Annotated in this window: 15 protein-coding genes and 2 pseudogenes; 13 read left to right on the plus strand and 4 right to left on the minus strand. The window is 30.6% G+C overall.

What is annotated here, in order from left to right; all coding sequences use genetic code 11:
- Positions 1-17: 17 nt before the first annotated feature.
- The 4 genes from KPL37_RS13400 to KPL37_RS13415 all read right to left on the minus strand — a co-directional run bounded on the left by KPL37_RS13400 (position 18) and on the right by KPL37_RS13415 (position 5,269).
- Positions 18-671, minus strand: a complete 654-nt coding sequence (locus KPL37_RS13400) for a recombinase family protein (protein ID WP_216150162.1) — start codon at positions 669-671, stop codon at positions 18-20.
- A gap of 215 nt (positions 672-886) precedes the next feature.
- Complete coding sequence (locus tag KPL37_RS13405; protein ID WP_216150164.1) at positions 887-2,632, minus strand: ABC transporter ATP-binding protein; 1,746 nt, start codon at positions 2,630-2,632, stop codon at positions 887-889.
- Positions 2,622-4,364, minus strand: coding sequence for an ABC transporter ATP-binding protein (locus tag KPL37_RS13410; protein ID WP_216150166.1), 1,743 nt, complete (start codon positions 4,362-4,364; stop codon positions 2,622-2,624). The genes KPL37_RS13405 and KPL37_RS13410 overlap by 11 nt, the downstream gene beginning before the upstream one ends.
- A gap of 332 nt (positions 4,365-4,696) precedes the next feature.
- Positions 4,697-5,269, minus strand: coding sequence for a hypothetical protein (locus KPL37_RS13415; RefSeq protein WP_216150168.1), 573 nt, complete (start codon positions 5,267-5,269; stop codon positions 4,697-4,699).
- A 201-nt stretch (positions 5,270-5,470) separates the two neighbouring features.
- On the opposite strand from KPL37_RS13415, the gene KPL37_RS13420 reads away from it, so the two are divergent.
- The 13 genes and pseudogenes from KPL37_RS13420 (at position 5,471) to KPL37_RS13475 (ending at position 14,073) form a co-directional block, all read left to right on the plus strand.
- Positions 5,471-5,932, plus strand: a complete 462-nt coding sequence (locus KPL37_RS13420) for a helix-turn-helix domain-containing protein (RefSeq protein ID WP_216150170.1) — start codon at positions 5,471-5,473, stop codon at positions 5,930-5,932.
- A gap of 35 nt (positions 5,933-5,967) precedes the next feature.
- Complete coding sequence (locus KPL37_RS13425) at positions 5,968-6,210, plus strand: hypothetical protein (protein WP_216150172.1); 243 nt, start codon at positions 5,968-5,970, stop codon at positions 6,208-6,210.
- Between the two features lie 131 nt (positions 6,211-6,341).
- A pseudogene (locus KPL37_RS20280) lies at positions 6,342-6,485 on the plus strand (YkvA family protein); the annotation flags it as partial.
- Positions 6,486-6,539: 54 nt separating this feature from the next.
- Positions 6,540-6,668 (plus strand): hypothetical protein, encoded by a 129-nt coding sequence (locus KPL37_RS20285; protein WP_343216271.1) that lies wholly within the window; start codon positions 6,540-6,542, stop codon positions 6,666-6,668.
- 174 nt (positions 6,669-6,842) lie between these two features.
- A pseudogene (locus tag KPL37_RS13435) lies at positions 6,843-6,980 on the plus strand (DNA-binding response regulator); the annotation flags it as partial.
- Between the two features lie 281 nt (positions 6,981-7,261).
- On the plus strand, positions 7,262-7,765 hold the full coding sequence (locus tag KPL37_RS13440; protein ID WP_216150174.1) for an acyl-CoA thioesterase: 504 nt from the start codon (positions 7,262-7,264) through the stop codon (positions 7,763-7,765).
- Positions 7,766-7,991: 226 nt separating this feature from the next.
- Complete coding sequence (locus KPL37_RS13445; protein ID WP_216150176.1) at positions 7,992-8,315, plus strand: rhodanese-like domain-containing protein; 324 nt, start codon at positions 7,992-7,994, stop codon at positions 8,313-8,315.
- Between the two features lie 32 nt (positions 8,316-8,347).
- Positions 8,348-8,632 (plus strand): ArsR/SmtB family transcription factor, encoded by a 285-nt coding sequence (locus tag KPL37_RS13450; protein WP_216150178.1) that lies wholly within the window; start codon positions 8,348-8,350, stop codon positions 8,630-8,632.
- A gap of 36 nt (positions 8,633-8,668) precedes the next feature.
- Positions 8,669-11,149: a CoA-disulfide reductase gene (locus tag KPL37_RS13455; protein WP_216150180.1), complete on the plus strand. Its 2,481-nt coding sequence runs from the start codon at positions 8,669-8,671 to the stop codon at positions 11,147-11,149.
- A 21-nt stretch (positions 11,150-11,170) separates the two neighbouring features.
- On the plus strand, positions 11,171-11,488 hold the full coding sequence (gene trxA / locus KPL37_RS13460) for a thioredoxin (protein WP_216150182.1): 318 nt from the start codon (positions 11,171-11,173) through the stop codon (positions 11,486-11,488).
- An 825-nt stretch (positions 11,489-12,313) separates the two neighbouring features.
- On the plus strand, positions 12,314-12,766 hold the full coding sequence (locus tag KPL37_RS13465) for a DUF134 domain-containing protein (RefSeq protein WP_216150184.1): 453 nt from the start codon (positions 12,314-12,316) through the stop codon (positions 12,764-12,766).
- A 103-nt stretch (positions 12,767-12,869) separates the two neighbouring features.
- Complete coding sequence (locus tag KPL37_RS13470) at positions 12,870-13,697, plus strand: Mrp/NBP35 family ATP-binding protein (protein WP_216150186.1); 828 nt, start codon at positions 12,870-12,872, stop codon at positions 13,695-13,697.
- Between the two features lie 19 nt (positions 13,698-13,716).
- A complete protein-coding gene (locus tag KPL37_RS13475) occupies positions 13,717-14,073 on the plus strand; it encodes a NifB/NifX family molybdenum-iron cluster-binding protein (RefSeq protein WP_216150189.1) in 357 nt (118 codons plus the stop codon).
- Positions 14,074-14,270: the final 197 nt, after the last annotated feature.

The raw sequence follows: 14,270 nt of genomic DNA on the forward strand, positions 1-14,270 counted from the left end.
ACAAGCCTTATGCTACATCAATTGTTACTTTGTAAAATTATATTTTGTTTAACCTGCCACTCTAAGTTTATTTCGTATTCTTTAACTCTCCTGTAAAATGTATTTCTCTTAAACCCTAGCAATACCATAGCGTTCACCGCAGTTATTTCTCCATTTTTCCATTTAACATATATATTTTCAAATTTATAATTAATCTCTATTTTCTTTCTACCTTTGTATTTGCCCTGAGACTTTGCTATTACAATTCCTTCTGCTTGTCTCTGTTTTATCTGTTTACGTTCCTGCTCTGCAACATAAGAAAGGAGGCTTAGAAATTGATCTTCCATTAGTTTACCAATATCACCCATAGACTTGAACTTCCTACTATCAAATAGGGTTTCATTATCTAGGCACACTATATTAGCATTAACGATCCTCGTAATATGCTTCCATTCAGTTATTATATTGTCATAATTTCTCCCAAGTCTATCAAGGGAATCAATATAAATTAAATCGTCTTCTTCACAAAACCTTTTCATTAATTGATATTCTGGTCTATTAAAGTCTTTTCCACTTTGTTTATCAACAAAAATATATCTATCTTCTATACCTAAAGATTTCATCTTAAGTATTTGACGTGTTTCATTTTGATCTATTGAACTTACCCTACAATATCCCATAGTTTTTGCCATTCACAACACCCTCTTATAATTTAAATCTCTACTTAGATTATATAATAAGTGTTGCACCAAGTCTATTTGTATTTGAAACATTTCATATATTGTATTTATAACCCTAGTGAAACATATTCTAATAGTGTCATTAGGGTGTACCTCATTGTGACAGTTACTATATTCAGTACGTATTGGTAATTTACTGATTATTTCTGTATTACATAATGTACCTTTCAACTCCAAGTAAGCTTCTCCAGTGCAATATGATTACGATACCAATCATCATTTTGTAAAAGCACTTCAGGAGAACCTGTATTTTTAATTCTTCCATCTTCTAAAATAGCCACGGTATCGCAGGCAATCATAGAGCACAAGCGGTGAGTTATAGATAATATTGTGTGAGATTTACTTGCCTTCTGTAATACAGATATAAATTTTTCTTCTGTTATAGAATCAAGATTAGCAGTGATTTCGTCAAACAGTAAAATAGGAGGATCTGCAACAATTGCTCTTGCAATAGCAAGAAGCTCTTTCTGACCTTGTGAAAAAAGAGTATCACTGGTTACTTGTGTATCAATATCCTTTTCTAAATCTGCCACATAATCGGTTAGGCCCACAAAGTCCAAAGCATTTCCAATTTGATCCCTTGTAATATGCTCATCTTTTAGACTAATTTGCTCTGCAACTGTACCGTTTATCATATGAAAGCTCTGATTAACATATCCGAATATTTTACGCTTTTCGGAGTTTGGTATAGTATAAACATCGATTCCATTTACGGTGATATTTCCATCAGTTGGCTTTAAAAATCCCATAACCAGCTTGAATAATGTGGATTTACCAACACCTGTTCTTCCTACAAAGGTAACCTTCTCCTGTGGACTCAAATCAAGATTAATGTTTTGTAAAATATCAGTCCCTTCTTCATATTGAAAAGTTACATTGTTAAAGCATAGTGTAATGTCATCACGTGATGGAATGATATCCTTGGCTTTAAGTTCACTGATTTCACATTGATCCTCAGGCAAATTATAAAAATCATTCACCCTATGGATACCGGATACTGCCTGCTGAATGTTTTGAAGCTCCATACCTAGATTTTCAATGGGTGTAAATAAATTAGAGATTAATTCAATGGAGGCGGCAACCATACCTATGGATATTCCTAAATAGTTTAGCTGCTTGGATGATAGTATTACAATAATGCCAATGACCACAGCACGAATAAGTTGGATTGTGGGAGAAAACACGGAATCATAGAAATTTACTTTCTCAACAGTTTTATAGTTATCCAGCAAAAATGAACTATAATTTTTTTCCATGTAGCTTTCTTTACTGTAGGATTTAATCATCTGGATATTCTTTAAGCTTTCTGAAATATGATTGTTTACCCTACCCACTAAAATCCTATTTTCTATTTGTGCCTTCAACATTCTCTTTTGAAAAATCCTGGTAATGACATAAATAATAGGCAGTAGTATAAAGGTAATACCTCCAAGCTTGGGGCTGAACATCCAGATAGAGACAACAATTCCTATAACTTTTAGGCAGTCAACCATCATTCCAATAATACCACCTGTAAACATTGAGTTGATTGCATCCACATCATTTGTAAACCTTGAAACAACAGTGCCTGTATCGTTTGAGGAAAAGAACATGGTACACATTCTTTTTAGCTTTTCCATCATTTCTAATCTAATTTCCTTGGTGATTTTTTGACCTAAAACTGTTAGTACAGCTTCCTTAATAAAATCAAAGATACCAATAAATAATAGTACTACCATGTAAATAGTTGCTAGAAAAAGTAATCTGTTATTGCTTTTTGGTACAAGGTTACCATCAATAATGTATTTTAAAATTTGAGGAGGAATTAAGCTTGCCATAACAACACCACAAACAGCAAAAAGTAGTAATACATCTATTTTTATATTTTTCTTAAGCACGTTAATAATAGAGTTTTTTACTAGACTATTCCTCATAACTATTCCCCCCAGTGGATTGTAAATTAAATATTGATCTGTAAACTACAGAGCTTTTGAGCAGTTCATCATGCGTGCCATAATTTGCTGTTTTATCATTATTCAAAAACACAATATGGTTCACATCCTTAAATATAGTTAAGCGGTGTGAAATTAGTATGATTAAACTATCTTTATAATTATTTTTAAGGTTTTTAATAATTTCCTCTTCTGTCTTCATATCAACAGCAGAAAATGGATCATCTAAAACCATAATTTTGTTTTTGTTTAAAAGGGTTCTTGCCAGTGATATCCTCGCCTGTTGACCACCGCTTAACCTTATTCCGCTATTGCCAACTAATGTGTTTTCGCCCTGAGGCATTGCTTCCAATTCATTATGGAAACAAACATCCTTTAAAACAGAAGTAATATTCTGATCATTTCCAAGAGTAATATTGTTATAAATACTATCAGAAAGCAATTGAGGGTTATGACCTAGGTAAGAAATCATCTGACTTCGCTCATATTCAGAGTAACTCCTAAGCTCCTTGCCATCTATCTTAATACTTCCTACATAAGGATATAACCCAAGCAAAGATAGCCCAAGTGTAGATTTCCCAGAGGCAATAGAACCAGTGATACCTATGATTTCACCCTGATTTCCTGCAAAATTAATTTTTTCAAATATATTTTCCTTCCTTGTACCATAGCAAAAGCTAAGATTTTCAACTGTTAGTGTTGTGCTATCATTATTAACCAGGGAAGTGGTAGCTTTGCTTTGGTATTCTGTAAAATAGGGCTTAATGCGTTTCCAGGATATCTGTGATTTTTGCACCGAATTAAATAGCTTTGCTGCCTTACTTGCCTTAGTTGCCATGGCGGCAAACATAATAAGATAAGTAGAAAAATTACCTACAGTCCAGCCACCATTAATTACCTTTGTCCCTCCAAAGTAAATTACTATAATTATCCCAAGCATTGCAATAACATTATAAATTGGTTGCATAGAATTTTCTAGAATATTGGCTTTAATTGATTTGTTTTGCAAGTCCTCTAATTCATTATTATAGCTTGCTATATTTTGATCTTCCATGCCATTGGCTTTATAAATCATGACATTTTCAATGGCATCATATGTAATATCAGTAACATAGCTACTTTTTGTACGAAAGGCAATTGTGTACTTGTAAATAATGCTTTTTAATTTTTCAGCAAGCACCATGGCAATGGGAATAAAAAGACAGGAAAGAATAGTTGTTTTCACATCATAAAGGAGCATTGATATGAAATATGAGGCCATTAGCACTCCAGTATCAAATATTTCTGTGGTAAATTTCCGCATACCCTCCACGCAGAGATCAACATCAGAAATGGCTCTAGTCATTAAATTACCGGTATTTTCATTGTCTAACTCTTCAGTGGTTTTATGCATTATGTTATTGTATATCATAAGCCTCATAGTAGCACTTGTACTATTGGCAAATCGTCTTATGTAAAAACGTTTAAAGTAGCGCAACAATTGGACCATTGCTATAAGTAAAACAAAAGTAACCGCCAGTATTACTACTGAGGATAGGTTGTAACCACCAATAATGGAATCAATCAACTTACCCTGATAAATTGGCGATACAATTAATGCACTATTACAAGTTAATCCAAATATAATAATACATGCTACAACAAATCTCTCTTTTTTCCAATAGTTAATAATTTTATTTGGTTGTTTTATGGGTTCAATCTTTAATTTTGCCATAATAATCAGCATCCTTTTTTTATATTTATAAGACTTTCCACACGTTGTCTTTTACTTTTCATATAAAAATCATTGAGTACCTTTAGAAATACTTTTTTTAACTTCCTATCTAATAATATAACTTTATGTAGTTATATGCAACTATAAATACATCATATTCATTTAATTATACATTAAGTACAATTAAAGTTATAAAAATATAAAATTACTTTAAAAAATAAGGATAGAAGGTTCACAGTGTAATATGAACATTCTATCCTTATCTATAGTATTATTATTATTATTATTATTTTGCAAATGGTTATCGTTTTTGTATATAATCTTATTTTACATTAAAAAATAAAATAAATAATATGGACTATTAAAAGAGCTATTAATGCAATAGTTAGTATTAAATGAAGTTTATGCTTTGAAATATATCTCCTTATTCCAGAAAAAGACAGAATAATGAATGTTCCTAAAGCTAATAAACCTGTTGCGTAACCAACATTTAATTTGATTCCATTTAATATTGCAATATATCCATGTACAAGTGCAAACCCTAAAGCAAGAATGGATATAGGGACATGAAATTGTCTTGCTATCTTTGCAAATTTAATAATGATTTTCTTCGGAGGTTCATTCTTGCTTTTAGCATGTTTTATTAACTTAGTTACTACATACCAAGCCATTGCGAAGGCTATACCAATAATAGCAGCCCATTTTGAACCGAAATTAAGAATTGTCACTAATAACCCACATATACTTGATGGTATTGGTAGATGTTTAGCAATTGCAGGCGTGCAAAAAAGAAAGCTGGAAAAGAGAAATATAGTTGTAAGAATTATCGATAATCTTACCAATCTTTTTTCATTAGCATTCTTAATAATAGCTTTATTTGTATTTTGTAACTCAATCATTGACATATTGTTAATCTCCTTTAAATAAGTACTTAGTAATTGAACATCTTTTGTTCGTTTATAATCATATTGTATTTTGTACATTATAAATGCTTTTTTAATCAAATGCTATTAAAGTTATATTAAAATTGCATTAAAATCATTTATTTTACATATATTATCTTTTATTGTATAATAATATCAAAACCAGAGGAGGACAATTAAAATATGGAAAATGAAATTCTAAACCTCGAACAAGCGTGTGGTTTATTAAATGTTAGTGAAAGAACTATGATTAAGTTATTGAGAGAAGACCATTTACCCGCAAGAAAGATAGGAAGAGAGTGGAGATTTAACAAAAAGATATTAATAGATTGGATTGGATCTGGGGATTCTGTTCGTTATACTAATCAAGATGATACATATGCAGTTTATGAGGAAGAAGAAGGAAACTATAAGGATATGATAAATGATATATGTAATCAAGCTTCAAAGCTAAAGGAAAAGAATGATATAAGCTCATTAATAAAGGATCTAAATTCAAGTATAAGTATCCCTGCTGATGTTAAGTTGAGCATTAGCTACAAACAAAAAAGAGATATAGAAAAACTTGAATTTAAAATATACTGGCATCTCAGAGATGACGTTAAAGTTAACGTAAAAAATAAAAACTTGGAAACAAGTGATTAATATTAGTGATTAATATTTACCAAGATTTAATAGATATGGACTTTAAAAATATAAATTCTAAGACGATTAATTCAAACATCATTATCTGGCTTAGCATTGCAACATTTCTGGCAGATATAGGCGGAGGCTTAGTTAATGTTGTTTTACCACTTTATTTAACTGCATTAGAATTCAACAAGACTTTTATTGGAACCGTTGAAGGTATTGCTGATTTTACATCAGGGATTGTTCGTATATTTTCTGGATGGCTTTCCAGTAGTGGGTCCAGTTTTAGCTAATGATATAATTTGCTTAAAATTTCGATTAATATTCTATGACGTAAGGGGGAATTATAATTAACAATTTTATTGGAATATTTAAAAAAATTATTAACGATTTTAAGATAAAAGTCAAAAATTTAAAGAAAGAAATCGGAGCATTATCTTTAGCCTGTAAAAGACGTGATGTACCTTGGTACACTAAGTTAGTAGTAGTATTAGTAGTCGGATATGCGTTAAGCCCTATTGATTTAATTCCTGATTTTATACCCGTATTAGGCTATCTTGATGATTTAATTTTAGTGCCTATTGGTGTAGTATTTGCAATTAGATTAATACCAAAAGATATTATGAATGAATGTAGAGAGCAGTCAGAAGATATTTTTAAAGAAGGTAAACCTAGAAATTGGGTTGCAGGAGGCATTATAATCTTTATATGTATTGGTATATTTACTTATGTTATAACAAGATTTTTATAACATATTGTTATGTATTTTTCTTCGTAACATTCTTATATTGTTGTGCGATAAGAAGTCGCTAATTAGTAGTGTTTCGTAAGAAATTGCGTTAGTTACTAAACATATGGAATTAATACCCAACATGTGGCTTATTTTTACACGTATGTCGGCTGTACCCGCTATTGCCCAGCATTACGCCATCATGATGGGGATAAGATAATGGCTTTAGATACGGGAGCAGATGATTACATAGTAAAACCTTTTAGTCAAGGGGAAGTTGTTGCGAGAGTTAAAGCTGTCCTTAGAAGAATTGTCACAAGTGAAACCCAAAAGTAAACCGTAATTAAATATATAATATTTCTATTGCTTTTTATTATTTATGTGTTATTATATTGTTATATCATAATATTAAGATATTAAGATATATAAAATAAAAATATAAACTTATACTTGTTTAAGATGCATCTGGTTAAAGAAGTCCAAGATTAATGGAAACTTTGACAAATAATGATTTAAAAATATTTACCATCACTCCTAATCATTGCTAGACAAGTATATATAAATAAAACAAAAATAGTGTTTACAATATCGATTATAGCGGAGGAATTAAAAATATGAAAAGACTTTCATCAGAATCAAAATTAATTATAAGTGAAGTGATGCTACCTAGTCAAGCTAATGTTGCAGGTAACATTCATGGTGGAGAAATCATGAAGTTAATGGATTTAGCAGCATATGCTGTAGCTAGAAGATTTGCTCATACAAATGTTGTTACAGCTCGGGTTGATGAGCTAGAATTTCATTTACCTATATTTATTGGTGATTTAGTTATTTGTACAGCGCAGGTTGCGTACGCTGGTAGATCATCTATGGAAATAGCCGTAACTGTTGAAGTTGAAGATTTAGAGTGTGATGGCTATACATGCTCAAAAAAAGCATTGTCTGCATTTTTTAAGATGGTATCTCTAGATAAAAAAGGAAAAACTAGTTTAGTACCGGAACTTGTTTTAAATACCCCTGAAGAAATAGCTGCCTTCGATGAGGGTAAAAAAAGATATGAATGGTATAAATCAAAAAGGAAGCAAAAATCAGATAACATGACAGATAATAAATTATAGTATAACCATTGTAAGTTAATTACCTAAAACATTTTAGAAGATAAAATGTTTGTGTATCATTTTCTATTAGCTAGTTAAAATAAATATTTAATTAATTTTAATATTTCTATTGCTTTTTATTATATATGTGTTATTATATTATTAAATCGTAATATTAAGATATAATAATATATAAAATAAGAATATACGATATGAATATATATTAAATTTTAAGGAGGCATAAATTATGTTTAATTTAAATATTAAAAATGTTAGTGCAGAAGAGGCACATAAGCTTATAAATGATGATAATGAATTTATTATAATAGATGTAAGAACTAAAGAGGAATATGATGATGGGCACATTCCAGGAGCAAAACTTGTTCCAGTTCAGAGTTTAACTATGAAGCTTGATGAACTTGCTGTTTACAAAGATAAACCTTTACTTGTTTATTGTGCATCTGGTGGAAGAAGTCCAAGAGCAGTAGAAACTTTAGCAAATAATGATTTTAAAAATATTTACCATCTTAATCGTGGAATAGGTTCTTGGAGATACAATATAGCTAGATAGTGTAGAGTGAAATTTAGGAAAGAGGAAGAGACATGGATACAAATTACATGAAATACACTGAAATTACAGATATCCTAAAAGTATTAGCGCACCCTATTAGGATGTGTTTGGTAAAAAGAATATTAGATCAAGGGCAATGTAATGTTTCCCATATGCAAACTTGTCTAAAGGTTCCTCAATCAACAGTATCACAACATCTACAGAAGTTAAGATATGCTGGTATAATAGAGGGTCATCGAAATGGTCTTGAAGTTAACTATAAAATCCGAGATGAAAGAATAAAGAAGTTAATAAATTCGATTTTAATGTTGAGCTAATAAATAAATTATGAGAATACAAGGAGGAAAATAATTATGACAAAAAAAATATTAATCGTAGGTGGCGTTGCAGGTGGAGCGTCAACAGCAGCCAGACTTAGACGACTTGATGAAAACGCAGAAATAATTATGTTTGAAAGAGATGAATATATTTCTTTTGCAAATTGTGGGCTGCCTTATTACATCGGTGAAGTAATAAAAGATAGAGATAAGCTTTTAGTACAAACACCTGAGAGTATGAATGCTAGATTTAATATAGATGTTAGAAACAATAGTGAAGTAGTAGCGATTGACATCACTAAAAAGGTTGTAACAGTTAACAGTAAAATCCTTGGCACCTACGAGGAAAGTTATGATTATTTAGTGTTATCACCTGGAGCAAAAGCAATTAAACCTAATATAGAGGGTATAAACAGTAAGAGAATATTTACTTTAAGAAATATACCAGACACTGATAATATAAAAAAACATGTAGATGCATTGGGGATTAACAGTGCCGTAGTTGTTGGTGGAGGATATGTTGGCGTAGAAATGGCTGAAAACTTAAAAGAAAGAGGACTTAACGTTACTTTGGTAGAAGCGGCGCCACACATATTGGCTCCATTTGACACTGACATTGTTCTAAATGTTGAAAAAGAAATTTCGGATAATGGTGTGGAAATAATTTTAAATGATGGAGTGAAAGCTTTTAAAGATACTGAAAATGGTATTGAAATGACTTTAAATAGTGGTGAAAAATTAAGTACTGATATAATAATACTGGCAATAGGAGTATTCCCTGATACTAAATTTGCAAAAGATGCTGGCATTAAAGTTGGCCTTAAAGGTCATATTTTAGTAAATGATAAAATGGAAACTAGTGCAGAGGGAGTATTTGCAGTGGGTGATGCTATAGAGGTTATAGATTTTATAAACAAAAGTAATACCGCAATACCACTCGCTGGACCTGCAAATAAGCAAGGAAGAATTGCAGCTGATAATATAGCTGGGTTAAATACTACGTACAAAGGAACACTGGGTACTTCAATTTTAAAGGTTTTTGGACTTACAGCAGCAAGTACTGGAAATAATGAGAGAACTTTAACTAGACTAAATATTCCTTATAAAGTTATATTTGTTCATCCAGTATCTCATGCTTCTTATTATCCTGCAGCTCTACCAATGACGTTAAAACTTATTTTTAATGATGAAGGCAAAATTCTTGGAGCTCAAGGTGTGGGGTATGATGGAGTTGACAAGAGAATAGATGTACTTGCTACAGTTATTAGACTTGGTGGAACAGTTGATGATTTAACAGAATTAGAACTTTCTTATGCACCACCTTTCTCATCAGCTAAGGACCCTGTAAATATGGCAGGATTTGTTGCTCAAAATGTGTTAGCCGGAAGAATGGATGTATTAACTACAGAAGAGTTTATGGCATATGATAGAGAAAATGCTGTAGTATTAGATGTTCGTACTGAAATAGAATTTGACAATGGTCATATTGAGGGTGCTATAAACATTCCAGTAGATAGTTTAAGAGAAAGAATCGGTGAACTTGATAAAAACAAAGAAATTATTGAATATTGTCAGGTAGGTTTAAGAGGATATGTTGCCTCAAGAATTTTAACTCAAAAGGAATTTAAGGTCAAAAATTTAACTGGAGGATATAAATCAGTTTCAATTTCAAGTTTTAAACCCAATAAAACTGTAGCAGCAGGTAAAACAAAAGGCCAGAGTTTAGATCCTGATACTCAAGTTATAAAAGAAACACAAGCGAGTGGCAATGATAATTATGATAAACTTCTTGATGCTTGTGGACTATGTTGCCCAGGACCATTAATCCAAGTTAAAGCGAGTATTGATGAATTAAATAACGGTCAAATATTAAAAGTAACAGCATCTGATCCTGGGTTTTATGAGGATATTAGAGCCTGGTGTACTAAAACAAATAATGAATTAATTGATTTAACAAAAGAGAAAGGTATGGTATATGCCTTTATAAAAAAAAAAGATAACAAAACAACTCATGTAAATAAGGCTTTTCCATCAGATACAAGCGAAAAAAACAATAAAACTATGGTAGTTTTTAGTGGTGATTTGGATAAAGCTATTGCAGCCTTTATTATCGCAAATGGAGCAGTTGCGATGGGTAGTAAAGTTACCATATTATTTACCTTCTGGGGTCTTAACGTCATACGAAAACCAGAAAAAGTATCTGTTAAAAAAGGAATAATTGATTCAATGTTTGGGTTTATGATGCCAAGAGGAAGTAAAAAGCTTAAACTTTCCCAAATGAATATGATGGGACTTGGAGCTAAAATGATACGCTCCGTAATGAAAAATAAGAATATAGATTCTCTTGAAGACTTAATAAAATCAGCAATTGATAGTGGAGTTGAGGTAGTTGCTTGTTCAATGTCCATGGATGTTATGGGAATAACAAAAGAAGAACTTATTGACGGAGTAAAAATTGGTGGAGTTGGTTATTACCTAGGTCAAACTGAAGATTCAAATGTAAATCTATTTATATAATAAAAAAAGGGAGAGGTTAAAATGATAAAAGCAATAAATGATAAAAGTTTTCAAAGTGAAGTAGATAGTTCAGATATTGCAGTAGTTGTAGATTTTTGGGCACCTTGGTGTGGACCATGTAAAATGTTAGCTCCTGTTATGGAACAACTTGATAAAGAATATGCAGGTAAAATAAAATTTGTAAAGGTTGATATAGATAAAAATCCTGAAATATCATCAAAATATAATATTTCAAGCATCCCTACGATTATGGTATTTAAGAATAACGTAGTAGAAGATAAACTTGTAGGGTTTTCTCCTAAAAAGGTTTTAGGAGATAAGCTTAAGAAATATGTATAGGTACTAGTAATATTAGAGTATATAAAAAGTTGAAATGACTCCAATTAAGTGGGGATTTCGTTTAAAATACCACACTACTATAATTATTATAGAAGTGTGGTATTTTTATTGCGTGTGTATTAGATTATAAAAACTTTTGATTTCTAAATCAAAACTATTACTTTACCAATCAGAAATGTTAATAGGTATTATAAAAAAAGATACATTATACTTATTGGTTAATAAATACTATACTATAATCATAATGAAATTATAATATGAAAGGATTGGTTTATATGAAAACATTAAATGAAATTCTTCTTAGTTAAGTTGGACGGAACAAAATGTAGATGAACTTAATAGAGTTATAAATAAGTATATAATATAAAGAACTTAAGAAAATAAAATGAAGGGGTAAGGAATTAGATTGCAAAATCAAATAGTAGCTCTTTGTCTAGATCCATATGATGGATTAAATTTTATATATTTCCAAGTATTAATTTTGATTTTAAAATTTCGTCAATATGAAATATTACTTTATATCTTTTCAATATGTTCCTACTTTCTATAAAAAATATGATATCAATAAAGGTAACATGGTTTTGAATTCAATTATATTAATTTGAATTTATGAATCTAAACATGCGTCTTTAAATATATTTATATATTTAAGTATAATGATGTTTTTTAGTATAAAATTTACAAATATTATAGAACAGTTAGTTTCGATTTTAATATTATTGTTTGACATTAATGTTGATAGGATGTAAAATTTTATTAGCGTATGCCACTGGAAAATAGCATTTAGAAATTCTAAAGAGTATATGAAAAGTGAGGATAATATTTATGGCAAGGCCAGTGAAGAATAGAAGAGTAGAAAAATTACCGGAATATACATATTTTGTACCAGTAGGAAGACGAAAATGTGAAATTGAGGAAATACTTATAAAAGTTGAGGAATTTGAAGCCATGAGGCTTAAGGATGTTGAAGATCTGAATCAAGAAGAATGTGCAAAGAAAATGCTCGTTTCAAGACAAACTTTTCAGAATATAATTGATAGTGCTAGAAAGAAGATAGCTATAGCTTTAATAGAGGGAAAAGCTATAAATATAAGTGGTGGAAATTACACAAGAAATATATGTAAATTTATTTGTAAATCATGTAATAATACTTATGAAATAAAATATGAAGAAGATAGGAAGATTTGTCCATCTTGTGGTTCAGAGGAAGTGACTTGCAATAAACGAAGTAGTTTTTGTCAGAGGCAATGTAATAAGAATACAATCTCTGATAAATAGTTTTATCATTTGAGTAAACAAGGCTATAATTATTGGCATTTGACAATAAAAAATAATAGTATTATAATATATATAGCATAAAACAATAAAGAGGTGATAGTATATGGCTGACTGTAAAAGTTGTCCATCAAATGGTGAGTGTGATAATAAAGACACATGTAGCATAGAAAATAATCCATTAAATAAAGTTAAAAATATTATCGGAGTCATGAGCGGTAAAGGTGGCGTAGGTAAATCAACGATATCTGTTCTTATTGCACATGAACTTAATAAAAAAGGTTATAAAGTTGGACTTATGGATTCAGATATTACAGGTCCAAGTATACCAAGATTATTAGGCATTAAAGATGTTAAACCTTTTATGAACGAATCTGGTATTATACCGGTTAAAACTACGGAAGGCATTGATGTTATTTCGATGAACTTTTTAGTGGAAAATGAAGATGATCCAGTTATATGGCGAGGACCAGCTGTTTCTGGTGTTGTTAAGCAGTTTTGGACTGATGTTATATGGGGAGAGCTTGATTATTTAATTATAGATATGCCTCCTGGCACAGGTGATGTTGCGCTAACAGTAATGCAATCAATACCAGTTACAGGTATTGTAATGATTTCAACACCACAGGACTTAGTATCTATGATTGTTGGAAAAGCAGTAAATATGGCACGCAAGTTAAACATCGATATAATAGGATTAATAGAGAATATGAGTTATATTGTTTGTCCAGGATGTACCGAGAAAATAAAAATGTTTGATTCAGATAACATAGATAAATTCTTAGACAAAAATGATTTAGATTTACTTGGAGAAATTCCAATGTGTAGGGAAATAGTTAATATTTCTAATAAAGGCGAATACAAGCTAAATGACGAATTAACAAAAATAACTGAAAATATTATTAATAAAATTATTAAAAAGACAAAAAAATAAAAAGTGGAGGTAATATTTTATGAAAATAGCAATACCTAATAATGGTAGTATAGTAAATCAACATTTTGGTATGAGCAAAAGTTTTGTTATTGTAACCATAGAAGATAAAAAAATTATAAGTACTGAAGAAATATCAGCAGCTGAGCTCCAACATGAGCATCAAGGATTAGCAGATTTACTCAAAAACAAAGGAGCAACAGTGGTTATTACTGGTGGAATTGGTGGAGGAGCAATAAGTGGGTTAGAGCAAAATGGTCTTGAAGTAATAAAAGGAGCATCTGGAGAATATTCAAAGGTAATTGAAGAATATATAAATGGAACATTAGAAAATAAAGATGTAGTTTGCAATCATCATGGTGAACATCATCACCAATAAATAACATAAGTTATTTTATTAGATTATAATTAAAATGATATTTCCAAAATGGATTTTACCATCTACTATTTTTAGTAGATGGTTTATTGTACGTCCAGCATGTTAGCTGAGCCGATAGGCTGAAAGAAGCCTATGTCGCCTAACCAACGGGAAGACAACCTGAGAGCAAGGGATTTACTGGCAACGGTAGGGTCTGA

The organism is Clostridium frigoris (genome assembly GCF_018861865.1).
GTDB classification, from domain to species: domain Bacteria; phylum Bacillota; class Clostridia; order Clostridiales; family Clostridiaceae; genus Clostridium_AD; species Clostridium_AD frigoris.

What these genes read in the sequence shown, in the direction of transcription:
- KPL37_RS20285 (WP_343216271.1), top strand. Translation starts at nt 6,540, where the DNA reads ATGAATGAATGTAGAGAGCAGTCAGAAGATATTTTTAAAGAAGGTAAA.
- KPL37_RS13400 (WP_216150162.1), bottom strand. Translation starts at nt 671, where the DNA reads ATGGCAAAAACTATGGGATATTGTAGGGTAAGTTCAATAGATCAAAAT.
- KPL37_RS13445 (WP_216150176.1), top strand. Translation starts at nt 7,992, where the DNA reads ATGTTTAATTTAAATATTAAAAATGTTAGTGCAGAAGAGGCACATAAG.
- KPL37_RS13415 (WP_216150168.1), bottom strand. Translation starts at nt 5,269, where the DNA reads ATGTCAATGATTGAGTTACAAAATACAAATAAAGCTATTATTAAGAAT.
- KPL37_RS13475 (WP_216150189.1), top strand. Translation starts at nt 13,717, where the DNA reads ATGAAAATAGCAATACCTAATAATGGTAGTATAGTAAATCAACATTTT.
- KPL37_RS13440 (WP_216150174.1), top strand. Translation starts at nt 7,262, where the DNA reads ATGAAAAGACTTTCATCAGAATCAAAATTAATTATAAGTGAAGTGATG.
- KPL37_RS13450 (WP_216150178.1), top strand. Translation starts at nt 8,348, where the DNA reads ATGGATACAAATTACATGAAATACACTGAAATTACAGATATCCTAAAA.
- KPL37_RS13420 (WP_216150170.1), top strand. Translation starts at nt 5,471, where the DNA reads ATGGAAAATGAAATTCTAAACCTCGAACAAGCGTGTGGTTTATTAAAT.
- KPL37_RS13410 (WP_216150166.1), bottom strand. Translation starts at nt 4,364, where the DNA reads ATGGCAAAATTAAAGATTGAACCCATAAAACAACCAAATAAAATTATT.
- KPL37_RS13465 (WP_216150184.1), top strand. Translation starts at nt 12,314, where the DNA reads ATGGCAAGGCCAGTGAAGAATAGAAGAGTAGAAAAATTACCGGAATAT.
- trxA (WP_216150182.1), top strand. Translation starts at nt 11,171, where the DNA reads ATGATAAAAGCAATAAATGATAAAAGTTTTCAAAGTGAAGTAGATAGT.
- KPL37_RS13470 (WP_216150186.1), top strand. Translation starts at nt 12,870, where the DNA reads ATGGCTGACTGTAAAAGTTGTCCATCAAATGGTGAGTGTGATAATAAA.
- KPL37_RS13405 (WP_216150164.1), bottom strand. Translation starts at nt 2,632, where the DNA reads ATGAGGAATAGTCTAGTAAAAAACTCTATTATTAACGTGCTTAAGAAA.
- KPL37_RS13425 (WP_216150172.1), top strand. Translation starts at nt 5,968, where the DNA reads ATGGACTTTAAAAATATAAATTCTAAGACGATTAATTCAAACATCATT.
- KPL37_RS13455 (WP_216150180.1), top strand. Translation starts at nt 8,669, where the DNA reads ATGACAAAAAAAATATTAATCGTAGGTGGCGTTGCAGGTGGAGCGTCA.